Source organism: Achromobacter arsenitoxydans SY8 (genome assembly GCF_000236785.1).
Lineage (GTDB): Bacteria > Pseudomonadota > Gammaproteobacteria > Burkholderiales > Burkholderiaceae_B > Achromobacter > Achromobacter arsenitoxydans.
Window position 1 is genome coordinate 1 of sequence record NZ_AGUF01000045.1, and the last position, 26,029, is coordinate 26,029.

Below are 26,029 nucleotides of genomic sequence, written 5' to 3' on the forward strand. Positions count from 1 at the left end.
CAGGGCGTCTGCGCCGCTGACGGCGTCGCGGTGCTGCGGGATTCTTCAAGGTAGTTCAGGCGGGTCACAAAACAGGAGACAAATCATGAAACAAAGAAACTTGCTCACACGCGGCGCAACGGTCGTGGCCGCGGCGGCGCTGGCGTTTGGCGTACTGGCCGCGCCGCAGGCGCGCGCCGCCTTTCCGGACAGGCCGCTGCGCATTGTCGTCCCCTTCACGCCGGGCGGCGGCACCGATCTCATTGCGCGCCAGCTCGCCAAGGGCTTGACGCAGGAACTGGGACAGACGGTCGTCGTGGAAAACCGGCCGGGCGGCAGCACCATCATCGGTACGGAAAATGTGGCCAAGAGCCCGGCGGACGGCTACACCCTGCTGATGTCCACGTTCGCGCACGCGGTCAATCCGGCCATCCACAAGAAGCTCCCGTACGACACCGAACGGGCGTTTGCGCCGGTCGCGATGATAGGAAAGTCCCCCAATGTGCTGGTGGTGTCGTCGAATTCGCGATTCAAGAGCGTGCAGGACATACTGGCCTATGCACGCGCCAACCCGGGCAAGCTGACCTTCGGTTCCTACGGCAACGGCACCTCGGCCCATCTGGCGGGAGAGCTGTTCAAGAGCCTGGGCAAGGTCGACATCCTGCATGTTCCCTACAAAGGCTCCGGTCCGGGCATCAACGACCTGATCGGCGGGCAGATCGACATGATTTTTTCGACGTCGGCCAGCGTCAGCGGCCACGTCAAGAGCGGCCAGTTGCGCGCCCTGGCCGTGACCACGAAGGAGCGCTCGCCCGCCTACCCGGGCGTCCCCACGGTGGCGGAGTCGGGCGAGGCTGGGTATTTCGTGGATAGCTGGTACGGGCTGTTCGCGCCGCAGGGCACGCCTGCGGCCGTCATCGACCAGTTGAACGCGGCAATCAAGAAGGCCTCCGGCGACCCGGATTTCCGGGCGGCGCTTGAATTGGAGGGATTGACTGCCAGTGTGGGCACGCCGGCCGCATTGGGCGAGTACGTGAAGCAGGAAGAGGCGCGCTGGAGCAGGATCGTCCGCGAAGCAGGCATCACGGACAACCCGTGATGCTTACTCCAGCTTGATATCCGCTTTGCGCGCAACGTCCCGCCAGCGCTGCAAATCCTCTTTCAGCTCCTCGCTGAACTGCGCCGGCGTGTCCAGCACCGGCTCGATGCCGCGCGTGACCAGCGCCTGGCGCGCGTCGGGCGCGTCCATGCCGCGCTTGAGCGCTTCATACAGGCGGTCGGCCAGGGCCGCGTCCAGCTTGGGCGGCGCCAGCACGCCGAACCAGGTGGTGGTCTGGAAGCCCGGCACGCCGGCTTCCTGCACGGTGGGAATGTCGCGCGCGGTGTCCGAGCGCGCGGGGCCCGTGACCGCCAGCGCATGCAGCTGGCCGCTCTGGATTAGCGGCAGAGACGAGGGCAGCGTGTCGAAGTAGGCGTCCACGCGCCCGCCGATCAGGTCGGTGATGACCTGGCTGCTGCCTTTGTAGGGAATGTGCTGGAAATTGGAAACGCCCGACGATTGCACGAACAGTTCGGCCGCCATGTGCGTGATGTTGCCGGTTCCGGCCGATCCGTACGGCACGGGCTTGCGGCTGTCGCGGACGTACTTCAGGAAGTCGTTCAGCGTCTTGGCCGGCAGCTTGGGGTTCACGACCAGCACCAGGGGCGTGTAGCCCACCTGCGTGATCGGGGTGAAATCGCGCAGCGGGTCGTAAGGCAGTTTGGGCGACAGGGCGGGGCTGATGGACTGCGAGGCAGTGACGCCCAGCAGCAGGGTGTAGCCGTCGGCGGCGGCCCGGGCAACCTCGGCCGCGGCGATGGTGCCGTTGGCGCCGGCCTTGTTGTCGACGACCACGCTGGCCTTCAGCGCTTCGCCCAGGCGCTGCGCGACCTGGCGGGCCACGTAGTCGGCGCCGCCGCCCGGCGGGAAACCGACGACCAGCCGGATAGGCCGGTCGGGATAGCCCGCGGCGGATACGGTAGCGGCGGCGAAAAGCAAGCCGGCGATGGCGGCCTTGAACAGGCCCGGCACAATATTGAGCTTCAGCATCTGCAGTCTCCTCGTTTCTTGTGGGGCGGTCTGTCGCGCCCGTTATCGTTCCGGCATGCAACGCGCTTTATACGCGGCTTATGCCTGTTTGCGCACCGGCGCCCAGGCAAAATCGCCCGGCCGGTCGGCGGCTGCGGCGCCGCTGCGGATCAGTTCGTCGCATTCCGCGGGCGTAAGGCCCGCGGCCTGCAGCACGTCCAGGGTGTGTTCGCCCAGGTCCGGCGGCGGCAGCGTCGCTACGCCATCGCCTGCCGCGTTCAGGCGCGGGAACTCCGGCACGTCGAAGCTCAGGTCGCGGTAGCGGACGCTGCGCAGCTTGCCGGGCTGGTGCGCCTGCTCCGCGTCCAGCACGCGTTCCAGCGGCAGGACTTCGGTGCTTCCGACGCCGGCCATCCTGAGCCTCGCGGTAGCGTCGTCGAATGTGCGTGCGCCGATGGCGGTTCGCACGATCTCCTCGACGCGGTCTCGCGCCTTTTTGCGATCTTTCAACGCGGCGAGCGAGGCGTCCGCGGCCTCGGGCAGTTCCATCGCCTGGCAGAACTTCAGCCAGTGTGCGTCGGTCAGCATCAGCAGGTACATCCAGCGTTCGTCGGATGTCAGGTAGGCGCCATAGCCTGGCATGCTGAATTCGCCGTGCGGCTCGCGCTCGGGCCGGCCCAGCAGCTGGGTCTTGAGCTGCACGCCCACCAGGTCGCGCGACGCAACGTGCAGGCCGGTTTCATACAGGCCGATCTCCACGTGGCCGCCGTCCTGGGCGGCGTCGGGCTGCAGCATGCGCGCAAGAATGCCGATCACGGCGTAGGCGCCCGCGAACTGGTCGTGGTAGGACGGTCCCAGCCGGCTGGGCCGGCCGTTGATGCGGTTGGCTTCCATGACGCCCGTGGAGGCCTCGGCCACGGGATTGGAAGCCAGGTCGTCCGCCTGCGGCCCGTCGGCGTAGCCGCGGATATGGCAGTAAATCAGCCGAGGGTTGATCGCCTGGCACTCGGCCTTGGTCAGGCGCAGCTTGCGCGCGGCCTTGGGCGCCAGGTTGTGGACGAAGGCGTCGGCCGTTTCCAGCATCTTCAGGAACGCGGCATGGCCGTCCGGGTGGGCAAGGTCGATGCAGGCGCTCTTCTTGCCGTGGCTGTAGGCGATGAATGTGCCGCTGGGACCGCCCCGGACGAGGCTGCGCGTGGGGTCGCCGCGCGGCGGCTCCACCTTGATCACCTCGGCGCCCAGCTGCGCAAGGATATGGGAGGCGAAGGGCGCCGCCAGCATGGTGCCCAGTTCGATGACGCGGCGGCCCGCGAGGGGTGCGGATTGCATGGTGTCTCCTGGCGTTGGTCTTGAAAGAATGCATTCTATATGTGTAGAGTTTGAGCAAAGGAGCGTTTTTTCCTAGGGAAAGCCCGTATTTTTTGATCGCCACAAAAATATAGAATGCATTCTTAGTCGCTCAGCAGACGGCGGCAATCGAAGAACAACCAGGAGACATAACGTGCGCAGAAGGACATTCCTTTCCGGCTGCGCCGCGGCAGCCTCGATTTCGCTTCCAGGCTGGGCGCGTGCGCAGTCCGTTTCTCCCGGCATCGACACGGCCAGCAAAACGGTCACGGTCGGTGCATTCACCCCCATCACGGGCCCGGTGCCGTTCTACGCAATTCTTTCCCGCGCCGCCGACGCCTGCTTCAAGTGGGTCAACGACACCGACGCGCTGAACGGCTGGAAGATCAAGTCGGTCACGTACGACGACGGCTATGAACCCGCCCGCAGCGTCGCGGTCACCCGCCGGCTGGTGGAAGAAAACAAGATCTTCGCCCTGGCGGCCCCGGTGGGCACGGCGCAGTCGGTCGCCGTCATCCCCTACGCCAAGGAAGTCGGCCTGCCGATGATCGGGCCGATCGGGGGCGCGACCGCGCTGTTTGCCGAACGGCTGGTGTTTCCGCTGCTGCCGGACTACGGCTGGTCGGCCGCGTCCAATCTGGAATACGCCTTTACCGGCCTGAATGCCGGCCGCGTCGCCCTGCTGTGGGAAAACGACGAACTGGGGCGTTCCGCCAAGCGCGGCTTCGACATGCTCATGGCCGCCAACAACAAGCAGCCCGCCGAGTCGATTCCCTTCGAGGTCCGCAGCACCGACTTCACGCCCCATGTGCGCCGCATCGCCAACGCCAAGGCGGACGTCGTGATCCTGTTCGGGTCCAACGCCAACCTGGCCGCCGCGCTCAAGACCGCCGACCGGCTGGGCTACCAGGGCAAATGGATGGCGCCGTTCTTCACGGCCGATCCCACCACCTACAAGCTGGCCGGCCCGCTGCTGGACGGCGCCTACTTTTCCTCGTGGCTGTTGCCGGTGGACGCGGACGACGCCAACGTCAAGGCGTATCGCGAAACCGTGGCGAAGCTGTATCCCAACGACCCGATCGGCGTGTTCGGCCTGAACGGCTGGAGCAACGCGGCGCTGTTCGCCAAGGGCTTCCAGATGCTGCTGGCCAGCGGCAAGCCGCTGACCCGCGCGAATCTGGTCGATGTCATGGAGACCATGACAAACCAGACGGTGGGCGGGGCGCGCGAGGTCACGTTCAAGCCGGGCGATCATCGCGGCGCGCGCCAGGAGGGAATCATCCAGGCGGTATCGGGCGGCAGCTTCAAGCTGGTGCGCGACTTCAAGCCGTATCCCGCCGATGTTTTCGACGCGAAGCCGGCCTAGGGCCGGTCACACTAAAGGAGTGCCCGCGTGAGCAATGCATACGATGAATGGGTCGGCCGTGAAGAGGCGCATACGCAGCGCATCGACGCGTCGGTCGTCCGGGCCATGGCGGCAACGCTGGACCTGGAGCGCGCGCCCGCTGCCGGCGATCCGCTGCCGCCCGGCTGGCAGTGGCTGTTCTTCAACCCGGCCGCGCGCCGCAGCGGGCTGGGCGAAGATGGCCATCCCCGGCGCGGCGGCTTCCTGCCTCCCATCGAACTGCCGCGGCGCATGTGGGCCGGCAGCCGTATCCGCTACCTGGTGGACGTGCCGGTCCAGTCGGAAGCCACGCGGCGCAGCCGCATCGTCAAAGTCGAAAACAAGGTGGGCAAGCGCGGCTCGCTGTGGTTCGTGACCGTGGAACACACCACGCAGTGCGAAGGCGCGGACTGCATCATCGAGGAGCAGGACATTGTCTACCGCGAGGCGCCGCCAGCCGGCGCGCCGGCCGCGGCGCCGGAACCCTACGACGGCCAGGCCCGCTGGAGCCAGGAAGTGCGGCCGGACACGACCCTGCTGTTCCGCTACTCGGCGCTGACTTTCAACGGCCATCGCATCCATTACGACCAGGCCTACGCCCGCGACGAAGAAGGCTATCCCGACCTGGTCGTGCACGGGCCGCTCACCGCCACCCTGCTGCAGCAGCTTGCGCTGCAGCACGGCGAAGGCCGGAGGCTGGCCAGCTTCGAGTTCCGCGGCGTCAGCCCGCTGTTCGTGTCGCGCGCCTTCCGCATCGAAGGTCACGCAAAGGACGATGGGTCGCTGGCGCTGTGGGCGCGCGGCCCGGACGGCGAACTGGCGATGTCGGCCACGGCGGTGCTGCGCTGAAGGCGCCGCCCCACGACAAACACTATCAGGAGACAAGAGAAGATGGCACAGCATTTGAGCGGTCCCGCAAGTCTTGAAGGCCAGGTCGCGTTGATCACTGGGGGCGCTGGCGCGATGGGGCAGGCGATCGCCAAGGCCTTCCGGCAGGCCGGCGCGCGCGTGATCGCGACAGACCGCGTAGAGGCGCAGGAACTGGGCGGCGGCATCGACTACCGCCGCTACGACGTGACGTCCCGCGCCGAGACCGACCGGGTCATCGACGGGGTCCTGGCCGAATACGGCAAGGTGGACATCCTGGTGCTGTGCGCGGGCATCATCGCCCGCACGCCGCTGGGCGAGAGCACCGACGACGAATGGGACGCGGTGATGTCCGTCAATGTGCGCGGCGTGGTGAACCCGGCGCGCAAGCTGTTTCCGCTGATGTGCAAGCAGGGCTTTGGCAAGATCCTGGCCGCCGGTTCCATCGCGGCCAAGAACGGCGGCGTGGCGTCGGGTCCGGCCTACGTCGCGTCCAAGGCCGCCGTGCACGGCATGATGCGCTGGATCGCCAAGGCGGGGGCGCCTCACGGTGTGTACGCCAACACCCTGGCCCCCGGACCGGTCGAGACCGCCATGTGGGCCAGCGTCACCAGCGGCGGCGCGCCGTCGGCCAATGGCACGGTGCCGCTGGGCCGCTACGGCAACGCCGACGACATCGCGCAGGCGGCGCTGTTCCTGTGCTCGCCGGCCTCTAACTGGATCACGGGCACGTCGCTGGATATCAGCGGCGGCATGTGGATGGACTAAGGCGGGTCGACGCAAAGGGAGCCACCGCATGACAGCAGAAACCGTACCCGTGATCGGCTTTATCGGCCTGGGCGTGATGGGCGGCCCGATGTGCCGCAACATGGCCGTCAAGCATCCCGGCGAGGTCATCGCCTTCGATATGAACGCGGACGCCTATGCCTTGCTGGAAGGAACCGGCGCGCGGCGCGCCGCCACCGTGGCCGAGGTGGCGCAGCGCGCCGACGTGGTGTTCCTGTCCCTGCCCGGCGGTCCGCAGGTCGAGCAGGTCTGCCTGGGCCCGGACGGATTGGCCGCCGGACCGCGCCGCCCCGCCGTGATCGTGGACCTGAGCACCACCACCGTGGCGTCGGCCCGAGCCGTCGCGCGCCAGCTTGCCGAGCGCGGCGTCGTCTTCGCGGATGCGCCTGTGGCCCGGACCCGCGAAGCGGCGCAACGCGGCGAACTGAGCATCATGGCGGGGGCGGACCAGGCGCTGTATGCGCGCATCGAGCCGCTGCTGCGGTACATCGGTTCGGACGTGACCCGCTGCGGCGAGGTCGGCTGCGGCCAGGTGGTCAAGCTCATCAATAATGCGCTGGTCTTTGAAAACACCGTGGCCCTGGCCGAAATGATGGTGCTGGGCGAGCGCGCCGGCGTGCAGCCGGCGGTGCTGCTGGACGCGGTGTCCAAGGGGTCGGGCGACAGCTTCGTGTTGCGCAACCACGGCCGCAAGGCCATGCTGCCACGCGAGTTTCCTGAAAAATCCTTTCCGCCGGAGTATGCGCTGAAGGACCTGGGCTATGTCCTGGAACTGGCCTCTCAGACCGGCCTGGCGGCCCACGTCGTGGAACTGGCCCAGCGCTATTACGCCGCCACCGCCAGCGGCGGCTGGGCGGGCCGCTATTTCCCGTCGGTGATCGAGATCATCGACCGGGGCGACGGGCCCGCGGCGTCCGGGCAGCAGGGGCCGGCTCATGGATGACCTCATCGGCCTGATCTGGGCGGGCGTCGTCAGCGGCTGCCTGTACGCCATGGGGGCGATCGGCATCGTGCTGATCTACAAAAGCTCGAACGTGGTGAACTTCGCGCACGGCAACCTGGCGGGCCTGGCCGCCTTCCTGGTGTTCGGCTTCACGGCGGGCCTCTTCGCGAACATGGCCTGGGGCGCGGCCGTGCTGCTGACGCTGGTGATCATGGTGGCGGTGATGGCGATCAGCTATTTCCTGATCGCGCCGCTGGTGTTCAAGTCGGACCTGACCAGCACCATCGCCACCCTGGGCGTGGGCCTGATCGCGCAAGGCGCGACCCAGCTCCTGTTCGGCTCCAATGTGGTCTCCCTGGACCTGCCATTGCCCGCGTGGCGCAACCAGTTCGGGCCAATCCGCGTCACCTCCTATGACCTGGCCGTGCTGGGCGCAACCGCGCTGGCGATCGGGCTGCTGTATCTGCTGATCGAGCGCACCCGCATCGGCATCGCGTTTCGCGCCGTGTCGGCCAATCCCTATGCCAGCCGGGTGTGCGGGCTGAACCTGCGCCGGGTGCACCTCTTTTCGTGGATCACGGCGGGCGTGCTGGGGCTGGTTGCGTCGCTGCTGATCGTGCCCACCACGTTCCTGTCGTCCACCAGCGTGGCCGCATTCATGCTGCAAGCGTTTGCAGCGGCCGTCGTGGGCGGCTTCAACAGCCTGCCGGGCGCCGTGGTGGGCGGCATTCTGATCGGCGTGATCATGAACCTGCTGTCGTTCTATGTTTCCGCCGAGTTCAACAACACCTACCTGCTGCTGACAATCCTGCTGGTGCTCAACGTCTTCCCGAAGGGCGTGCTGGCTATCCGTGGAGGCGCCCGTGTCTAGCGTGATCATGTCATCGAACCGCCTGACGGCGGAAACGAAAGCGGTCGGCCAGACCGCGGCGCCGCGGCGCTGGACGGCCGGGGCCGGCGTGGCGGGCGTGCTGGCGCTGGCGTTGCTGCCGCTGGCGGCCGGGGGCTACTGGACCTACACGCTGGGCCTGTGCTTTGCCAACGCCATCGCCATTATTTCCGTCAGCTTCCTGGTGCGCTACGGCGGCGAGGTCTCGATCGGCCACGGCGTGTTCGTTGCCGCGGGCGCCTATACGGTCGCCCTGATGGAGAAGTACCTGGGCGTGTCGCTGCTGGCCAGCCTGCCGGCGGCGGCGCTTGCCGGCGCCTTCCTGGGCCTGGCCTTCGCCTTTCCGTCGCGCTACCTGTCGGGCATCTACCTGGCCGTCGCCACGATGGCGCTGGCCCTGGCCCTGCCCGAAGTGCTGCTGCATTACTCGTCGGTCTCGGGCGGCTACGAAGGCCTGTACGTGAAGCTGGACGCGCTGCCCGGTCTGGCCAAGGAAACCCAACGCTACTACCTGCCGCTGGCCGGCCTGGTCGCCGTGGCGCTGCTGCTGCGCCACTTCCGCCGTTCGCGCCAGGCAATGGCGCTGCTGCTGATCCGCACATCGCCGCACGCGGCCGAGTCCTTCGGCGTGCGCCGCAGCTGGGCGCGGCTGTCCTGCATGGCGCTCAGCGGCGCCATCGCCGCCATCGCCGGCGCCATGCTGTCGTTCAGTTCGTCGACGGTGTCGCCCAACAGCTTCACGCTGTGGACCTCCATCTTCCTGCTGGTGGGCTCGGTGGTCAGCCTGTATTCGATGTCGATCCTGGGCAGCCTGCTGGGCGGCCTGTTCCTCACGCTGATGCCGCTGCTGCTGGCCGGCGCGGGCGACTGGGTGCCCATCCTGTACGGATCCGCGCTACTGATCGTGGTATTGGGATTCAACGCGCTGCCGGCCAAGGTGCGCGCCAGGCTGCACGGAGGCAATCCATGAGCGCTCAAGCCGTGCTGGAACCGCATCCGCTGGTGGTGCAAGACCTGTCGCTGTCGTTTGGCGGCATCCAGGTCCTGCAACACATCGCGCTGCACCTGAAGTCGGGCGAGATCACTGGGCTGATCGGCCCGAACGGCGCGGGCAAGACCAGCTTCTTCAATTGCCTGACCGGCCTGTATTCCCCGCAGCAGGGCAGCATCCGGCTGGGAGACTTGCGGCTGGAGGGCGTGCCGCCCACGGGCCGCGCCGCGCTGGGGTTTTCGCGCAGCTTCCAGCATGTGGCCCTGTGCCCCGAGCTGACCATGGCCGAGAACGTCATGATCGGGCTTGACCGGCAATCGTCGGCGGGATGGCTGGACGCCTTCCTGCCGCTGCCGCGCGGCAAGGCGGAACGCAGCCGCAACCGCGAACGCGCGCTGGCCGCGCTGGAGCGCCTGGGCGTCCTGGAGGTGGCGGATGAGTATCCCGCGCAGCTTCCCCCGGGCGTGCTGCGTCTGGCGGAGATCGCCCGCGCCATTGCCGGCAACCCCCGCGTGCTGCTGCTGGACGAACCCGCGGCCGGCTTGAACTCGGTCGAGACCGGCGACCTGTCCAGCGCCCTGAAGCGGTTGCGCGCGCCGGGCCTGGTGCTGGTGGTTGTGGAACACGACATGGACCTGATCATGGAGGTGTGCGACACCATCCACGTGCTGAACGTCGGCCGCCTGCTGGCCTCGGGCGCGCCGGACCAGATCCGCGGCAATCCCGACGTCGTGCGGGTCTATCTGGGAGACGACGATGAGTGAAGCCGCGACGAGCCTGCTGCGGGTGGAGGGGCTGACCGTGCGTTATGGCGCCGGGCCGGTGGTGCATGGCGTCGGCCTGTCAGTGGACGCCGCGTCCGTCGCCGCGCTGCTGGGCGCCAACGGCGCGGGCAAGTCGAGCACGCTGCGCGCCATTGCCGGGCTGGAACCCGCGCAGGGCCGTGTCCTGCTGGACGGCGAGGATATTTCGGGCCTGCCGGCGGCGGCGCGCTTCCGGCGGGGCATCGTCTACGTGCCGGAAGGGCGGGCCATCGTGACGGACCTGACGGTGGGCGAGAACCTGATCCTGGGATCGTACTTCGTGGATGCGCGCACGCGGGCCCGCCGCGCGCAGATGGTGATGGACTTCTTCCCGGAGATCGCGGGCCGGCGCAATGCGCCCGCAGGCCTGCTCAGCGGCGGCGAACAGCAGATGCTGGCGATCGGCCGGGGGCTGATGTCGGGACCGCGCCTGCTGTTGCTCGACGAGCCGTCGCTGGGCCTGGCGCCGTTGCTGGTGGCGCGCGTGTATGAACGGTTGGGTGCGATCCAGCGCGAGCAGAAGCTGGCGGCCCTGCTGGTGGAACAGAGTTTTCATGTGGCGGCGAAGCTGGCGGCCCGGGCCTGGGTGCTGCGGCACGGCCACATCGTCGGCGAACTCGACGAGCAGGCGCTGCGCAGCCGCGAAGGCCGGCAGCGCGCCATCGACGCCTACCTGGGCGCGCGCGGGCAGGCGCAGCGCCACGAAATCGCGGCATCTCACGCATAGGAAAGGATCAGGGATGGAACATCTGAAGCTGCAAGGCGAAGTGCTGGCGTCCGGTCTCGAATTCCCGGAAGGCCCCGTGGCGATGCCGGACGGCAGTGTGCTGGTCGTGGAGATCGCCGCGGGACGCCTTACGCGCGTGCTGCCCGATGGCGAGCTGCGCAAGGTGGCCGACCTGGGCGGCGGGCCGAATGGCGCGGCGCTGGGCCCCGACGGGCACGTCTATGTGTGCAACAACGGCGGCTTCAGCTGGCGCACCGACGCTGGCTTTACCCGGCCGACCGGCCCGGCCGCCGGGTACGCGGGCGGCGGCATCCAGCGCGTGGATCTGGGCACCGGCGCCGTGCAGACCCTATACACCCATTGCGACGGCGTGCCGCTGCACGGTCCCAACGACATCGTCTTCGACGCGCACGGCGGATTCTGGTTCACCGATTTCGGCAAGACCTTCGAAGACCGGATCCTGCGCGGCGCGGTGTATTACGCCCGCACTGACGGCAGCTTCATCCGCCGCGCAGCGCATCCCGTGCTGACGCCGAACGGTGTGGGTCTGTCGCCGGACGGCAGCGTGCTCTATGTGACCGAAACCGAAACCAGCCGGCTGTGGTCGTACCCGGTGCTGGACGCGGGCGGCGAACGCGGCCAACTGGGCTCGGAGCCCTGGCCGTCCCCCAACGGCGGCCGGCTGGTGCATGGATTGCCCGGCTTCCAGCGCTTCGATTCCCTGGCGCTGGAAGAGGGCGGCAACATCTGCGTGGCGACCCTGGTGCGCGGCGGCATCAGCGTGTTCTCGCCGGGCGGCGAATTGCTGGAATTCCACGAGGCGCCCGAAGGCTATTGCACCAACATCTGCTTCGGCGGCGCGGACCGCCGCAGCGCATTCATCACGCTGTCGGGCCGCGGCCAGCTGTTTGCCGCGCGCTGGCCCCGCGCCGGCCTGGCGCTCAACGGCTGACGCTCATGACGCAACACGCAAAGGACTCATCCATGAAGGCTGTTCTTGCCACCGGCCGGCGCGCGGCCATGGCCGCCATGCTGGGCGCCGCAGCGTTGTGCGTGCTGCCCGGCGCGGCCGCCGCACAGGCCTGGCCTGACAAGCCCATCCGCGTCATCGTGCCGTACGCGGCCGGACAGGGCGCTGACCTGCTGGCGCGCCTGGTGTTCCAGGAACTGGGCAAGCGCCTGAACCAGCCCATCGTCATCGAGAACCGGGCCGGGGCCGGCGGCAACATCGGGTCCGCGGCGGCGGCGCGCGCGCCCGGCGACGGCTACACCTTCCTGTTCGGCACCAACGCCACCAACGCGGCCAACGAATTCCTCTACGCCAATCCGGGCTACGACGCCGCGGCCGATTTCTCGGGCGTGGCCATGATAGGGCTGCTGCCGATGGTGATCTGCACGTCCGATACGGACCTGCCAGCCAACAGCGTGCCCGCGCTGATCGACCGCGCCCGCGCCAGGCCCAATGCCTTGAACGTGGGCTTGCCCAGCACGACCGCGCAGGTCGTGTTCGCCGAATTCGTGAAGTCCGCGCAGGCGCCGCTGTTCGCGGTCAAGTACAAGGCGTCCGGCCAGTCCCTGACCGACACGATGGGCGGGCAGATCCCGCTCGTCATCGACACCGTCACCGCCGCGCGTCCCTACCTGGCCAGCGGCAAGCTGCGCGCGGTGGGCATCACGTCGCTGAAGTCCAGCGACATGCTGCCGGGCGTCAAGTCCGTGGCGGAGCAGGGCGTGCCGGGCTTCGACGTGGTGGCCTGGGACGCGCTGTTCGCGCCGCGCGGCACGCCGCCGAAGATCGTAGACGAGCTTGGCGAACACATCCGCCATGTGCTCGAACAACCCGAGATGCGCCGCAAGATGCTGGACATCGGTGTCGAGCCGCTGGTGATGCCGCCCGCGCAGTTGGACGCCTTCGTCAAGGACGAGCGGCAGAAGTGGGGCGCCATCATCAAGGCGGCTGGAATCCGTATCGAATAACGCGCCGGACAGGCCGCAGGGCCGCCGGGTTTTTTTTAAGTCCGTGAAGAATGCATTCTGCATTCTAATTGTGAGTAAAGGAGCTGCAAGTGAGCAATGTCATGACTCTTCCCCAAGCCGATGTCGGAAACGCGCCTGCCGAAGGCCGCATCACGGACGAGGCCGTCGCCGCCGCCCGCGCCATGATTGGCCTGCATCTGCGGCCCGAAGGGCCCTATCTGCAGGACGCCACCGCGGACACCCTGCGCAACTGGTGCAACGGCATCGGCGACCTCAACCCGCTGTACCGAGACACGGGCTACGGCGCGGGCACACGCTACGGCACGATCCTCGGCCATCCCATGTTTCCGATGGCATTCGGCTGGCTGGGCCGCACGCGCTGGGGCCTGCCGGGCGTCCATGGCTTCTATGCCGGCAACGACTGGGAGCTGTTCCGCCATGTGCGTCCCGGCGACCGCATCACCGCGATCGAACGTGTCGTGGGCGTCGAAGAAAAGGAAAGCAAGTTTTCGGGCCGCCTGGTGCTGCAGTACGTGGAAGCCAGCTACTACAACCAGCGCGGTGAACTGGTCGCGCGCGCCCTGGGCACATGCACCCGCCATGAGCGCAAGGCTGCGCGCGAAACTGGCAAGTACAAGGAAATCGTCCAGCACGAATACTCGGACCAGGAGCGCGACCGCATCGACCAGATGGTGCTGGACGAGCCCAAGAACATCCGCGGCGCCAACGTGCGCTACTGGGAAGAAGTGCAGGAAGGCGAGGAACTGCCGACCATCGCGCGCGGTCCGCTGTCGCTGATGGACACGATGGGATTCCTGGTCGGCTGCGGCCGCGGCCATACCCACGGCGTGGTGCTGCAGGCAGCGGTCAAGCATCCGGGCCACTTCTTCCGCAACCCGGAAGCGGGCGGGGGCGTGGAATACACGGGGATCGGCCATCACCGCGAATCGGTGGCCAAGGAAGTCGGCGTGCCGGGAACCTACGACTACGGCCCGCAGCGCTCGTCGTGGATGTGCTCGCTGGTCACCAACTGGATGGGCGACGCCGGCGTGATCAAGCGCGTGCGCACGGAAATGCGCCGCTTCAACATCATGGGCGACACGACGTTCTGCAAGGGCAAGGTGGTGCGCAAGTACGTGAAGGACAACACCGGGCTGGTGGACATCGAACTGGCTGCCGAGAACCAGCGGGGCGAACTGACCACGCCGGGGATCGCCACCGTGGCCCTGCCGTCGCGCGACGTGCGGCTGCCGGCGTTCCTGGATGGTTCGGGCGTCGACCTTGAACTGCCCGTGACCCGCTGATCCGGCCCGCGGCCGCAACCTAGCAAGAAGGCTCCTATGCAGTCCAACGAAACGCCACAAACCGCCATGCTGCCGTTATCCGGATGCCGCGTCCTGGAGCGTTCGGACACGGTGGCGGCCGCCTATGCCGGACGGATGCTTGCCGCGCTGGGCGCGCAGGTCGTCATGCTGGAGCCCCCAGGGGGCTCGCGGCTGCGGCAGGCGCCGCCGCTGATCGACGGCGGCGAGAGCGCGCTCTTTGCGTATCTGGCCGTGGGCAAGCGCAGCCTGGCGGCGGATCTGTCGACGCCGTCCGGCCGTGCGCTGCTCGAGCGCGAGCTGGCGTGCGCCGACATCCTGATCGACGACACGCCGGTGCGCGAGCGCGAAGCGCTGGGCCTGTCGCCGCAGGCGGTCAGCCGGCTGCGGCCGGACCTGGTCCACGTCAGCGTCCTGCCGTTCGGGGCGGCGGGTCCCAAGGCCGATTGGGATGGCGACGAGGTCAACCTGCTGCACGCGGGCGGGGAAGGCTTCCTGCTACCCAACGGCCTGTCGCACGAACTGTTCCCGGACAGGCCGCCCCTGAAGATCTACGGACACTTCGGCGGCTACCAGGGCGGGGCGATGGCGGCCTTCTGCGCGTTGTCCGCCTGGTGGGCCGTGCCTGCCGCCGGCGGGCAGTACGTGGACGTATCGGTGCAGGACGCCGTGCTGTCGGTGGGCGCCTTCGCGCTGCAGCGCCTGGGCGACGGGTCGCTGGAACACCGGACCAGCCGGCGCTTCCGCTACGGCGGCGTGTTCGAGGCGCAGGACGGCTTCATCGAATTGCTCACACTGGAGGACCGGCAGTGGGCGTCGCTGGTGCAATTGCTGGGCAGTCCCGCGTGGGCGGCGGATCCTGGGTTGGGGGACCCGCTGGAGCGCAGCCGCCGCGGCGACGAGATCAATGGCCACATCCGCGAATGGATGGCGCGGCATCCGGTCGAGGACATCGTGCGGCGCGCGCAGGAACTGGGCGTGCCGGCGGCCAAGTACCGTCTGCCCGCCGAAGTGGTGGATGGCGAACAGGAGCGCGCGCGCGGCCTGTTCGCGCCGGCCGAGCTGGCCAGCGGGCAAGAGGCCGGCATCCTGGTCGCGCCCTTTCAATTCCGTTGCACGCCCTTGCCCAGGAAGGGACGCGTCCCGGCCCTGGACGAGATGGCGCAGGAGGCATCCGCATGACGCAGTCCGACAACTCCAGCGCGGGCAAGGCCCGCGCGCTGCGGGCGCCGCTTGCCGGCGTGCGCATCGCCGACTTCACGATCCACGCGGCGGGCCCGTTTTGCACGCACCTGCTGTCGCAGCTGGGCGCCGAGTGCATCAAGATCGAAAGCCTGACGCGGCCGGACGCTTTCCGCAAACCGCATGCGGTGTATGGCCGCATGTCCGCGGCGACGTTCGACCAGGTGTCGGCCAACAAGCTGTCGGTGCGCCTGAACCTGAAGCAGCCCGAGGCGGTGGCGCTGGCCAGGAGGATCGTCGCGCTGTCCGATGTGGCGGCAGAGAGCTTCCGGCCCGGCGTGATGAAGCGCCTGGGCCTGAGCTTCGACGATCTGCGCCAGGTCAAGCCCGACCTGGTGCTGCTGTCCCTGTCGTCCTGCGGTCAGAGCGGGCCGGATTCGCACTTTGCCGGCTACGCGCCGCTGTTCGGCGCGTGGGGCGGCCTGGGGTGGATGAGCGGCTACAGCGACGGCCCGCCCGTCGAGATGCGCCATGTGATGGACCACGCGGCGGGCGCGCACGCCGCCCTGGCCACGGTGGCCGCGCTGAACCAGCGGCGCCGCACCGGCCAGGCCCAGCATGTGGACCTGGCCGCGCGCGAAGTGGCTTCGGCCATGATCGGCGATGCCCTGGTGCTGGCCAGCCTGGGCATTGTCCCGGAGCGTCCCGGCAATGCGGACCTGGCGATGTCGCCCCATGGCGTCTATCCCACCGCGCAGCCCGACCGCTGGCTGACGCTGGCCATACGGACCGATTCGCAGTGGCGGACGCTGGCGCGCGAGCTGGGCCAGGACGGCGCGGATCTTCCCTTTGCGGCCGCCTCGGCGCGCCTGGATAACCGGGCCGAGGTAGACCGTCTGGTCACGCAATGGCTGGCGTCCCGCGACGCCGACGCCACCGCGCAACGGCTGCAGCAGGCCGGCGTGTGCGCGCACGTGTCATGGACCATGCAGGACATCGCGTCGGACCCGCATCTGCGCGCGCGCGGCGCCGTCACCACCGTGGAGGCGCCGGGCATTCCAGCCCGCCTGGCGGTGGGCGCGCCGGCCCGGTTCAGCGGGTCGGACCAGATCGGAATCCGGCGCTTGACGCCCGCGCTGGGCCAGGACGAGGATTACGTCTTCGGCGAGCTGCTTGGGCTGGACAGGGCCCAGCGCGCGGACCTGGAAGCGCGCGAGGTGATCCTGTGACGCCTTGCTTGCGCCGGCCGGCTCTCCCACATTTCCCGACATTGCATTGATGTCGCCTCAACACCTGAATGTTTTAAGGAACACCCGATGAAAGACGCCATCTATCTGGTGCTGGACATGGAAAACGACCTGGTCCATGCGGACGGACCCAACGGCCGCGCCGCCTACGGCGAGCAGGTGCGCAGCCGAGGCATCCTGGAAAACACGCGCCGCGCCGTCGACAAGGCGCGCGCCGCGGGCCTGCACATCGGTTTCGTGCGCGTGGGCTTTTCGCCCGACTACCGCGAATGCCCGCCCAATTCGCCCATCTTCTCGGGCGCGCGCAAGAACGGCATCTTCAAGCTGGGCGAATGGGGCACCGAAGTGCATCCCGACCTGGGCCGTCAACCGGGCGACTTCGATATCGTCAAGCACCGCGTCAGCCCCTTCTACAGCACCAGCCTGGAAGCCATCCTGCGGGCGAACGGAATCAAGCGGATCTACTGCTCGGGCATCTCCACCAATGCCGTAGTGCAGGCCACCGTGCGCGATGGCCACGACCGCGACTACGAGATGGTGGTGCTGGAAGACGCATGCTGCGGCTTGACCGCCGAAGAACATGACAACGCGATCAAGAGCCTGCAGCGCTTCTGCCGGATTACCAATTCCCAAGACGTCGTCTTCGAGTGAGCTCCCCGTGAAACGACCCGCCCGCAGCTTGCTGTTCGTTCCGGGAGACCGTCCCGAGCGCTACGCCCGCGCCGCCGCCAGCGGCGCGCACGAGGTCATTGTCGACCTGGAGGACGCCGTTGCGCCCGGCGCCAAGGAACAGGCCCGTGCCGACGCGCTGGACTGGCTGGCCTCGGGCGTCCGGGCCTACGTGCGCATCAACCCCGCCGATACGCCCTGGCACGAGGACGATCTGGCGGCGCTGCGCAGGGCGCCGGCGGCCGGGGTCATGCTGCCCAAGGCGGATCCGGCTTCACTCGCCCGCGTGCTGCAGGCCTTGCCCGGGCGGCGGGTCATCGCGCTGCTGGAGACGGTTGGCGGCTACATGGACCTGCCGGCGCTTGCCCGGCTGCCGGGCCTGGAGCGCATCGCCTTCGGCAGCGTCGACTTCGCCATGGACAGCGGCATTGCCGACGAGGCCGACGCAATGACCGCGATACGCACGGGGATCGTGCTGGCGTCCCGCCATGCCGGCCTGGCGCCGCCCGTCGACGGCGTCAGCCTGGAATTCACCGACCCCGCGCGCATGCGGTCCGACGCCGTCCGGGCCAGGCAGCTCGGATTTGGGGGCAAGCTGTGCATCCATCCGCGCCAGGTCGAGCCGGTAAATGCCGCCTGGCTGCCGACCGAGGCGGAGCAGGGCTGGGCGCGGCGGGTGCTGGCCGCCTTCGAGGCCAGCGGGGGCGGGGCCACCGCCGTGGACGGGAAAATGATCGACAAGCCCGTCGTCGAGCAGGCGCGGCGCATCGTCGCCGAATCCCCGGGTGCGGCCATGGCTTAACGGTTAGAATCACGCCCATAGGGGCTTCGCGGCCTGCAAGCAGGTTTATCCGGTTCGTCCGGGCCACTCAGGCTTACTAGATGGAATACCGAACAAAAGAGGAACAGGTCGCCGACTATCTGCGCGAGCGCATCATCTCGGGCGTGTTTCCCCGAGGCTCGCGCCTGAAGCAGGCCGAGATCGCCGAACAGCTGCGCCTGAGCATCACGCCCGTGCGCGAGGCATTGAAGCTGCTCGAGGCCGAAGGCTACATCAGCGGGGATTCGTACCGGGGCGCCCGCGTCGTTCCGTTCGACGCGGGCGCGTCGGCTGAAATCCTGCAGCTGCGACTCTTGCTCGAGTCCCAGCTCGTGCGCGCCGCGATCGAGCGCATCACCACAAAGGACATCGCCGAACTGCGCGTCCTGGCCGACGACTTCGCCAAATCGTTCGAAAGCGGCGACCGCGCCACCGCGCGCGGCGTCAACTACCGCTTCCATCGCCAGCTCTACGACATCGCCCAGTTGCCCCAGACCCTGCACTTCGTGCAGATCCTGTGGGCGCGCTACCCGTTCGACCTGATCAATTCCGCCTCCGGCCGCGGCGAACACGCCGTGCGCGAACACGAAGAAATCCTGCAGGCCTTCGCCTCCGGCGACGCTTCCGCCGCCATGCTGGCCATGCGCAAGCACATCGAGTCCGGCTGGACGGTGCTGAAGTCGCTGAGCGACTCCGCGCAGGCGGAGTAAGGGCGCTTCAGGCGCCGTCTCCTCCTGTTGCCGGCCCTAGCCGATCACGGATGACGTGCCGCGCACATTCACCGGCGAACCCGGCTCCGCCGTGAATTCCACCTCGATCCGGCAGGGCTGTCCCATGTCCACGCCCTGCATGATCACGATTTCGCCGTGCTTGACCCGGCCCAGGTCGCGCAGCATGCCGGCAAAGGCCGCCGCAGCCGCGCCGGTCGCGGGATCTTCCAGGACGCCGCCGATCGCAAACGCGTTGCGCGCGTGGAACAGCGTTTCGCTCTGGCAGAACACGAAAGCGACCGTGCCGATGCGATGGGCCTGCATGAAGCGCCGCCCCTGGTCCAGGTCGTAGTCCAGGCGCGCCAGCGTGGCGCGTGAACGCAGCGGGACAATCAGGTGGTCAAGCTCCGCGTTGGCCATGCAGGGCGCAAGCGTGGGATCCAGGTCGTCCGCCGCGTAGCCAAAGAGGTCCAGCGCTTCCTTCAGCAGTTCGGGGCTGGCGGCTGCGCTGCGCGTGGGCGGCGAGCGCAGCACGCTCACCCATTCGCCACCGCGCTTTTCAGCCGAGACTTCGATTTGGGCGTTCGCCAGGGCCAGCGGATATCGGGCCGGGCCGAAAGTCTGTCCAAGCACCGCGCCCAGCGCGATGGTCGCATGCCCGCAAAACGCGACCTCGGCTTCGGGCGAGTAATACCGGGTGCGCCACGCGCCATTGCCGTCGGGACACGAGAAGACCGTTTCCGAATAGCCAACGTCAGCCGCCACTCGCTGCATTTCATCGGGCGGGGGGAGTTGATCGGCAACAACGACGCCGGCCGGATTTCCGCCCTGGCCCTGGCTGGTGAATGCTGCAATCCGGTGAATGTGCATAAGGAGTTCTCTCTTGTCCTGATGGTGCGGTTGAACATAGTAAGGCAGCCTGTTGATTCATCGCCTGCCCGTTTCAGGCATAGGCCAGTCCCAGTCCCAGTAGCGCCGCGGCCGCGGCCAGAATCCGGAGCCGCCGCGGCGCATAGCTGAGCGTCAGCGTCGTCAGGATCGCGCCGCACGACAGCATGCCAAGCCAGACCAGCGCCGCCACGGCGACGCCCCAGGCCTGCAGGCAGGCGGCCATCCCCACAAGCGCCAGCAGCGCGGCGCTCAGGCGCAAGCCGAACCTGAGTCCTGGCGTTGTTGTATCGCGGCCGGTCGCCTGCGCCTGGTGCCTGTCCATGGCCAGCGCCAGGCAGGCGAAGGCGGCGAAGGCCAGCGCCAGCGCGGCCAGGGCTGCAAAGGTGGTGCTCATGCCGCCCCCAAGGTCCAGGCCAGCGCCGTCAGCCCGGCAATGCAGGCCAGCAGCCAACGCCACGCGCCGGGCGCCGCAAACACCCACAGGGCCGCCACCGCATAGATCAGGAAGCTCAGCAGGCTGGCCACGACCACGCCGATGGCCGGGCTGGCAAGACCGCCCAGCGGCAGGGCCCGGGCCAGCACGATGGCGCCCACGGTCGCCAGCGCGTAGCCGCCCGTCACTGCGCACAGCACGCGTCCCAGTACGCGCCAGCGATAGCCGCGCGGGGCGGCGGCCGTGCGCCCCGGCCTGGGTACGGTCCACGCGCCCGCGCGCAATCGCCAGGCCAGCACAGCCAACAGGCCGCCGAACACCATGATGGTGGACTCCACCATCGCGGCCTGCCAATCACCGGCGCGCGCATAGGCCAGCGCATGCTGCCTGGTGGTCAGCACGTTTGTCGCGGGCAGCAGCAGGCACAGCAGCGCGGCGCAGGCGAACTGCTCGAACCAGGCGCGCTGCAGCGGCCGCACGCAGGCGTGCGTCAGGCTCGCAAGCCATGCCAGGAAGAAGGCGGTGATTTCCCAGGCGTCGCGGCCGGGCTGCGCCGCGGGGATGAAGCGGTTGGCGTGGAAGTAGACGATGCAGGCCAGACAGGCGCCCGCGATCGCCGCCACGTTGAGCGATTCGGCGATGCGGTAGAACGCCGGCGTGCCTGCGCCGAACTCGCCCAGCCCTTTGTTGCGCCGCTTAATCGTGTAGAGCACCGCGCCCGTCGCCATCATCAGCGTGCCGGCCAGTCCGCAAATGAAATACAGCCATTTGATGGTCCAGCCGCCATAAGACGCCACATGCAGACGCTCCATCACTTCATGCGCCGCGTCGGCCGGCTGGCTGCCAGCGGCCAGATGCAGCGACGAAAACGCGCCGGTCGCGCCGTCGAACACGGCGCGGCCGGTCGGGCTGCTGATCTGGCGTATCGCCATCGCGGCATCGGGCCGGCCATACACGCTGATGCGCTCCCGGGGCTGGCCCGGACGTTCCACCATGATCATGCGCGCCGGGCTGGCCAGCGCCGCTTGCGCCGCATGCAGCAGCACGCCCAGTTGCTGGCGCGCCGGCAGGCTGGCGTCGAGCGGCGGGCGCGCCGGCAGCGCAGCGGACCCGGCTTGCGAGGCCCTTTCTGCAAGCTCCGCCTGCCAGCGCGCCGCGCCTTGCTCGCCGTACACTGCGCGCAGCGGACCCGGCATGTAGCTGGTGTAGAAGATTGCCAGCCCGGTGTAGGCAATCATCAGCTGGAACGGCAGCGTCAGCACGGCCGACGCATTGTGGCCATCCAGCCAGGCGCGCTGGCCGCGGCCCGGGCGGAACGTGAAGAAATCCTTGAAGATGCGTTTGTGCACCACGATGCCCGACAGCAGTGCCGCCAGCATGCCCATCGTCAGCAAGCCCACCAGCCAGAACCCGAACGTGCCGGCATGCAGGGTGTAGTGCAGCGTCATGAAATGGCGCCCGCCTTCGGTCTTGCGTCCCCAAGGCTGGGGCAGCAGGGCGCCGTCGCGCGGATCCATCGCGGCCTCGTGCGTGGCGCCGGCGGCAGTGCGCCAGACCAGCCGCATCGCCTGCTCGGGTTCTGCGGGCAACTCGATGCGCCAGAAGCGCGCGTTGGCCTCTTGCCCGGCAAGAAAGCGCGAGGCCGCGGCCAGCACCGTCTCTTGCGGCAGCGCCGCCGACGTCGCGGGCAGGGCGGGTTCGGCCGTCATCCAGCGCGAGATCGGCGCGCGGAAAACGCTGATGCTGCCCGCCAGGAAGATCAGGCACAGCAGCCAGGCGCACACCAGTCCGAACCAGGTGTGCAGCCAGCTCATGCGCTGGCGCAGACCTCCCTTCATGGTCAGAATGTGCCGCGCAGCGTCAGCATGACATTGCGGGGATCGCCGTAATGAATGCCGTTGACCAGGTTGCCGACTGCGCTGTAATAGGTCTTGTCGAAGAGGTTGTTGACGTTGACCGTGGTAGCCCAGTTGCGGTTGATCTGGTACTTCGCATAGGCGCTCCACACCGCGCGTCCGCTGGCATGCACGGTGGTGGCGCCGATCTGGCGCGACTGCCCGCTCTGCGCATTGACGCCGCCGCCCACCGTGAAGGCGCTCCAGTCGCCCGGCAACTGGTACGTGGTCCAGAGCCGGAAGATGTGCTTGGGCGTATACCATGCGAACGCCTGGCCTTCGCTGTCCTGGTCCTTCAGGTACTTCGTCGTGTTGAACGTGTAGCCGGCATAGAGATTCCAGCCGCGCGTCAGCTCGCCGCTGATTTCCGCATCGAAGCCCTGGCTGCGCACCTTGCCTGCATCGGTGTAGCAGAAATAGCCGGCGGCGCAGGTCGGGCTGGTGTTGAAATCGACCTGGGCGCGGTTGTTCTGATTGATGCGGAATAGGGCGAAGGCGGTATTGATGCGCCCGTCCAGCAACTCGCCCTTCAATCCCAGTTCATAGCTTTCGCCGACGATAGGCTTGAGCGACTCTCCCGCCGCATTCACCTCGCTCTGCGGCTGGAAGATGTCGGTGTAGCTGACATACGTGGTCCATTGCGGCGACAGGTCGAACATCAGGCCGGCATAAGGCGTGAAGTGGGTGTTGGCTTGCTTGGTCTGACCGTTGACGAGCTGGCCGGCGGTAGTCGTGTCAGTCGTCCAGATCCGGTTGGAGCGGCTGAATCGGCCGCCCAGCACCAGCTTCAAGGGATCGGCCAGCTGCAGGCGCGTCGTACCGTAAAAGCCCAGCTCGCGGTTCGAGCCGATGCGCACTTCGTCGGTGCCCGCGCGGATGGCGGCCGTGGAAGGCTCCGGCAGGTCCGGATTGAAGTTGAATGCATTAAAGGTCGCGTAATTGACCAGGTACGCGTACGAAGTGTCGATCTTGCTGTGCCCGTAGTTGGCGCCCACCACCACATCGTGTGTGCGGCCGAACGCCCGGAACTTGCCGGTCAGGTTCGCGTCCACGCCCGAGGTGTCGATGTCGGCCACCGTCCTGGCCACGCTGACGGTCGCCATCTGGGTCGCCGGATTCACCGCGCGGCTCGACGCGGTGTACTTCAGATACTGGCTTTCCTGCACGTAGGCGCCAGTCATCTTGAAGCGCCAGTCGTCATTGAACGCATGCGTGAAGTCGGCGTAGAAGCCCTGGTTCGACGTTTCCTGCCGGTTCCAGTTCGCGCCAAAGCTGGTGGACCGCTTGAAGCCCACCTCTTCGCCGTTGCTGTAGCGCGGCAAGCCAGAGATCGACGGGCGGCCGCGCAGGTCTTCGTAGCTGTATCCCAGGTTCACCTGCGTGCGCGGCGAGAAGTCGTATTCGAGGGTTGCGTAGACGGTGGTGTTCTTCATGTCCACCCGGTCCACGAACGAACGGTCGTCCTGGCGGTCGATCAGGGCGCGGCCGCGCAGGCTGCCGTCTTCGTTCAGCAAGGCGCTGCCGTCGACCTGCATGCCGTAGCGGTCCCAGCTTCCCGCCGTGGCCTCGACCATGACGCGGTCTTCCTGCAACGGGCGCTTGCGCACCAGGTTCACCGCGCCGCCCGGCGAACCCGAACCTTGCAGCAGGCCGGCCGCGCCGCGCAGCACTTCGACCCGGTCATAAAACGCGGTGCCGCCTGAATAGTTGCTGGCGCGGCCATACATGCTGCGTTCCAGCGGCACGCCGTCGTACTGGATCACGCTGTTGTTGAAACCGCGCGAATAGATGTACTTGCCGCCCTGAGGGCTCTGCTGCAGGGTCACGCCCGTGGTGTTCTCCAGCGCGTCGTACACCGACGTCAGGTTCTGCTCGTCCAGGCGCTGGCGGGTCACCACGCTGACGGACTGCGGAATATCGCGCAACTGCTGCTCGCCCTTGCCGATCGTCACCGCCGACGTCGTATAGGACCCGGTGCCTTCGGTCATCAGGCGGTATTCCTGCCCGGTCACCGTAACGGGTTCGAGCAGGGTCGCGCCGCCGCCGGGCTGGGGCCGCACGGCATAGCCGCCGCTCGACAGCCTGACCGCCTCGAATCCGGTGCGAGCCAGCAATGCGCTCAGGCCGCGCCGGATGGTCCAGCGCCCCTGCAGGCCCTCGCTGCGCAGCCCGCTCACCTGCGCGGCGTCGAACGACACATTCACGCCGGCGGCGCGGGCGAACTGGTTCAGCGCCTGGTCCAGCGGACCGGCTTCGATCACGAAGGTGTATTCGGCGTCTTGCGCGGCCACAGCGCCCTGCGCCTGGACGTCAGGGGCGACAAAGCCCAGGGCGGCGCCGCACAGCAGGCCGGAAAGAACAGTGGACAACACGGTCGGAACGGGCGTCAGGCGCGCCGTCCTGGAGGTACGAGCGAGGGTCATTGCGAAATCTTGTTAGGCCAGGTTGAAAGGTGTCTTTCCCTGTAGGCCGGTCGAAAACGCAAATCCCCTCACTTTTCTTGAAAAAAAACCGTGGCCGCCGCGGAGCCGGGTGGGCAAGGGCTTCAGACGGGCCCCACCGCAACCCAGTAGCGGGTGAAGTAGCGCAGCCGGATCGGCAGCGTCTGGGCCAGAAATTCCAGCGCCCGGTCGGTGTCGTTCACATGGTAGGTGCCCGACACCCGCAGATTGGCCACTTTCGGCGCGCAACTGATGCGGCCGCGGCGATAGCGCGCCAGTTCCGCCAGCAGGTCCGCCAGCCTCATGTCCTTGCCTTCGATAGCGCCTTCCAGCCAGGCATCGGCGGCCATGGCGGGCTGGCTCATCAGGCGGGCGCCCAGGCGGTCCAGCCGCCCCGCCTGGCCTGCCTCGGCGATGACCGGGGCCGCGCCGTCGGCGGGCCGCAACGCGACCGCATGCTCCTGCACGCTGATCCGGGCGCAGTCGTCATCCAGGCGCACCACGAAGCGCGTGCCCAGCGCCTGCACCGCGCCGTAGGGCGTGCGCACCAGAAACGGCCGTTTGACGGGCGATGCCGCGTCGGCGCCAGTCCGGATGGAAATTTCGCCGCGATAGAGCACCAGCACGCGTTCGTCGCCTTCCATCCGCACGCCCACCGCGCTGTCGGTGTTCAGCGCCAGCAAGGTGCCGTCGGCCAGCGTCAGCCGATCGCGCCCACCGACGCCGGTGCTGACATCGGCCAGAACGCGCTGCCAGGGCGTGTGCTCGCGCACCGCCCAGCCCGTGCCCGCCACGCCGCCCAGCAGCAGCATGCCCTTGAGCATGGCGCGGCGCTGCTGCCGCCGCGCGCCGTGCGCGGTCCCCATGGCGGTAAGCGTGTCCAGCGCCAGCGCCTGCGGCACGGCCGTGAAGTCGGCGTTCAGCGTCTGCATGCGCGCCCAGGCGCGCTCATGCGCGGGCGCCGCGCGGCGCCAGCGCTCGAAGGCCGCACAGGTGTCGGGATCGGGCGAGCCGAAGTTCAGCTTGACCGACCAGGCGATGGCCTCGTCGACCACCGCGGAAGGAATCGCGGCGGCCTCGCTCACGCGTCACCGAACCGGTGGGCATAGCATTGCCGCAGGCCCGTCGCCACGTAACGTTCGGCGGTGGCCAGGGATACGCCCAGACGCTCGGCAATCTGCGGGCAGCGCATGCCGTCAAGCTGCGCCCACAGAAAGGCCTGGCGCACCTTGGGTTTCAGGGAATCCAGCATTTGGTCGATCTTGATCAGCGCCTCCAGCACCAGCATCCGGTTCTCGGGCGAGGGCGCCAGTTCTTCGGGCGTGCGCGCCAGCACGTCAAGCCAGGCGCGCTCCAGCTCGCGGCGGCGCCAGTGGTCCACCAGCAGGCCGCGGGCGATCGTGCTCAGATAGGCGCGCGGCTCGCGCGTTTCGATCGCCGCCGGCCGGCCCAGCAGGCGGACGAACACATCGTGCGCAAGGTCGGCGGCCTCGAAGGAATTGCCCAGTTGCCGGCGTATCCAACCCCGCAGCCATCCGTGGTGGTCGGCATAGAGCGTCTCGACTTGGACTTGCTTCGTGGGGGACATCGCAGACGTTTGCAAATGATAATTATTCTTTATTGTAGAGAACAGCCATGGCGCAGGCAAGATGCGGACG

At 68.1% G+C, this 26,029-nt stretch carries 25 protein-coding genes; 17 read left to right on the top strand and 8 right to left on the bottom strand.

Annotated features, from left to right (window positions below):
* Positions 1–85: 85 nt before the first annotated feature.
* Positions 86–1,078 (top strand): tripartite tricarboxylate transporter substrate binding protein, encoded by a 993-nt coding sequence (locus tag KYC_RS11975; protein ID WP_043518222.1) that lies wholly within the window; start codon positions 86–88, stop codon positions 1,076–1,078.
* A 3-nt stretch (positions 1,079–1,081) separates the two neighbouring features.
* On the opposite strand, the gene KYC_RS11980 is transcribed toward KYC_RS11975, so the two are convergent.
* Complete coding sequence (locus KYC_RS11980) at positions 1,082–2,068, bottom strand: Bug family tripartite tricarboxylate transporter substrate binding protein (RefSeq protein WP_008162408.1); 987 nt, start codon at positions 2,066–2,068, stop codon at positions 1,082–1,084.
* Positions 2,069–2,146: 78 nt separating this feature from the next.
* The gene (locus KYC_RS11985) at positions 2,147–3,376 is read right to left on the bottom strand and encodes a CaiB/BaiF CoA transferase family protein (RefSeq protein WP_008162409.1); all 1,230 of its coding nucleotides are present in this window, start codon (positions 3,374–3,376) and stop codon (positions 2,147–2,149) included.
* Positions 3,377–3,548: 172 nt separating this feature from the next.
* On the opposite strand from KYC_RS11985, the gene KYC_RS11990 reads away from it, so the two are divergent.
* The 16 genes from KYC_RS11990 (at position 3,549) to KYC_RS12065 (ending at position 18,711) form a co-directional block, all read left to right on the top strand.
* On the top strand, positions 3,549–4,760 hold the full coding sequence (locus tag KYC_RS11990; RefSeq protein WP_008162411.1) for an ABC transporter substrate-binding protein: 1,212 nt from the start codon (positions 3,549–3,551) through the stop codon (positions 4,758–4,760).
* 27 nt (positions 4,761–4,787) lie between these two features.
* A complete protein-coding gene (locus KYC_RS11995; protein ID WP_008162413.1) occupies positions 4,788–5,627 on the top strand; it encodes an HTD2 family dehydratase in 840 nt (279 codons plus the stop codon).
* Between the two features lie 42 nt (positions 5,628–5,669).
* Complete coding sequence (locus KYC_RS12000; protein ID WP_043518224.1) at positions 5,670–6,413, top strand: SDR family NAD(P)-dependent oxidoreductase; 744 nt, start codon at positions 5,670–5,672, stop codon at positions 6,411–6,413.
* Between the two features lie 28 nt (positions 6,414–6,441).
* Positions 6,442–7,374: an NAD(P)-dependent oxidoreductase gene (locus KYC_RS12005; RefSeq protein WP_043518225.1), complete on the top strand. Its 933-nt coding sequence runs from the start codon at positions 6,442–6,444 to the stop codon at positions 7,372–7,374.
* Complete coding sequence (locus KYC_RS12010; protein ID WP_008162419.1) at positions 7,367–8,245, top strand: branched-chain amino acid ABC transporter permease; 879 nt, start codon at positions 7,367–7,369, stop codon at positions 8,243–8,245. Before KYC_RS12005 ends, KYC_RS12010 begins: the two co-directional genes overlap by 8 nt.
* The gene (locus KYC_RS12015; protein WP_202946585.1) at positions 8,238–9,233 is read left to right on the top strand and encodes a branched-chain amino acid ABC transporter permease; all 996 of its coding nucleotides are present in this window, start codon (positions 8,238–8,240) and stop codon (positions 9,231–9,233) included. The genes KYC_RS12010 and KYC_RS12015 overlap by 8 nt, the downstream gene beginning before the upstream one ends.
* Positions 9,230–10,018, top strand: a complete 789-nt coding sequence (locus KYC_RS12020) for an ABC transporter ATP-binding protein (RefSeq protein ID WP_008162424.1) — start codon at positions 9,230–9,232, stop codon at positions 10,016–10,018. The genes KYC_RS12015 and KYC_RS12020 overlap by 4 nt, the downstream gene beginning before the upstream one ends.
* Positions 10,011–10,784 (top strand): ABC transporter ATP-binding protein, encoded by a 774-nt coding sequence (locus tag KYC_RS12025; protein ID WP_008162425.1) that lies wholly within the window; start codon positions 10,011–10,013, stop codon positions 10,782–10,784. Before KYC_RS12020 ends, KYC_RS12025 begins: the two co-directional genes overlap by 8 nt.
* 13 nt (positions 10,785–10,797) lie before the next feature.
* Entirely contained in the window at positions 10,798–11,736 is a 939-nt protein-coding gene (locus KYC_RS12030) for an SMP-30/gluconolactonase/LRE family protein (protein ID WP_008162427.1), read from the top strand.
* 32 nt (positions 11,737–11,768) lie between these two features.
* The gene (locus tag KYC_RS12035) at positions 11,769–12,761 is read left to right on the top strand and encodes a Bug family tripartite tricarboxylate transporter substrate binding protein (protein ID WP_008162429.1); all 993 of its coding nucleotides are present in this window, start codon (positions 11,769–11,771) and stop codon (positions 12,759–12,761) included.
* A gap of 101 nt (positions 12,762–12,862) precedes the next feature.
* On the top strand, positions 12,863–14,065 hold the full coding sequence (locus KYC_RS12040) for an FAS1-like dehydratase domain-containing protein (protein WP_008162431.1): 1,203 nt from the start codon (positions 12,863–12,865) through the stop codon (positions 14,063–14,065).
* 36 nt (positions 14,066–14,101) lie between these two features.
* Positions 14,102–15,265: a CaiB/BaiF CoA transferase family protein gene (locus KYC_RS12045; protein ID WP_008162433.1), complete on the top strand. Its 1,164-nt coding sequence runs from the start codon at positions 14,102–14,104 to the stop codon at positions 15,263–15,265.
* Positions 15,262–16,494, top strand: a complete 1,233-nt coding sequence (locus KYC_RS12050) for a CaiB/BaiF CoA transferase family protein (protein WP_008162435.1) — start codon at positions 15,262–15,264, stop codon at positions 16,492–16,494. The genes KYC_RS12045 and KYC_RS12050 overlap by 4 nt, the downstream gene beginning before the upstream one ends.
* A gap of 87 nt (positions 16,495–16,581) precedes the next feature.
* Positions 16,582–17,163: a cysteine hydrolase family protein gene (locus tag KYC_RS12055; RefSeq protein WP_008162437.1), complete on the top strand. Its 582-nt coding sequence runs from the start codon at positions 16,582–16,584 to the stop codon at positions 17,161–17,163.
* A 28-nt stretch (positions 17,164–17,191) separates the two neighbouring features.
* The gene (locus KYC_RS12060; protein ID WP_008162441.1) at positions 17,192–17,983 is read left to right on the top strand and encodes an HpcH/HpaI aldolase/citrate lyase family protein; all 792 of its coding nucleotides are present in this window, start codon (positions 17,192–17,194) and stop codon (positions 17,981–17,983) included.
* Between the two features lie 80 nt (positions 17,984–18,063).
* Positions 18,064–18,711 carry a GntR family transcriptional regulator gene (locus tag KYC_RS12065; RefSeq protein WP_008162443.1) on the top strand — a complete coding sequence of 216 codons (648 nt, stop codon included), beginning with the start codon at positions 18,064–18,066 and terminating at the stop codon, positions 18,709–18,711.
* Positions 18,712–18,747: 36 nt separating this feature from the next.
* Here the strand turns inward: KYC_RS12065 and KYC_RS12070 are convergent, their stop codons facing one another.
* From KYC_RS12070 to KYC_RS12095, 6 genes are all read right to left on the bottom strand, one after another.
* Positions 18,748–19,581 carry a PhzF family phenazine biosynthesis protein gene (locus KYC_RS12070; RefSeq protein WP_008162445.1) on the bottom strand — a complete coding sequence of 278 codons (834 nt, stop codon included), beginning with the start codon at positions 19,579–19,581 and terminating at the stop codon, positions 18,748–18,750.
* A 73-nt stretch (positions 19,582–19,654) separates the two neighbouring features.
* Positions 19,655–19,996, bottom strand: coding sequence for a DUF3325 domain-containing protein (locus KYC_RS12075; protein ID WP_008162446.1), 342 nt, complete (start codon positions 19,994–19,996; stop codon positions 19,655–19,657).
* Complete coding sequence (locus KYC_RS12080; RefSeq protein ID WP_043518230.1) at positions 19,993–21,873, bottom strand: PepSY-associated TM helix domain-containing protein; 1,881 nt, start codon at positions 21,871–21,873, stop codon at positions 19,993–19,995. Before KYC_RS12080 ends, KYC_RS12075 begins: the two co-directional genes overlap by 4 nt.
* 2 nt (positions 21,874–21,875) lie before the next feature.
* The gene (locus KYC_RS12085) at positions 21,876–24,353 is read right to left on the bottom strand and encodes a TonB-dependent siderophore receptor (RefSeq protein ID WP_008162448.1); all 2,478 of its coding nucleotides are present in this window, start codon (positions 24,351–24,353) and stop codon (positions 21,876–21,878) included.
* A 122-nt stretch (positions 24,354–24,475) separates the two neighbouring features.
* The gene (locus KYC_RS12090; protein WP_008162449.1) at positions 24,476–25,456 is read right to left on the bottom strand and encodes a FecR domain-containing protein; all 981 of its coding nucleotides are present in this window, start codon (positions 25,454–25,456) and stop codon (positions 24,476–24,478) included.
* Positions 25,453–25,959: a sigma-70 family RNA polymerase sigma factor gene (locus tag KYC_RS12095; protein WP_008162450.1), complete on the bottom strand. Its 507-nt coding sequence runs from the start codon at positions 25,957–25,959 to the stop codon at positions 25,453–25,455. The genes KYC_RS12090 and KYC_RS12095 overlap by 4 nt, the downstream gene beginning before the upstream one ends.
* Positions 25,960–26,029: the final 70 nt, after the last annotated feature.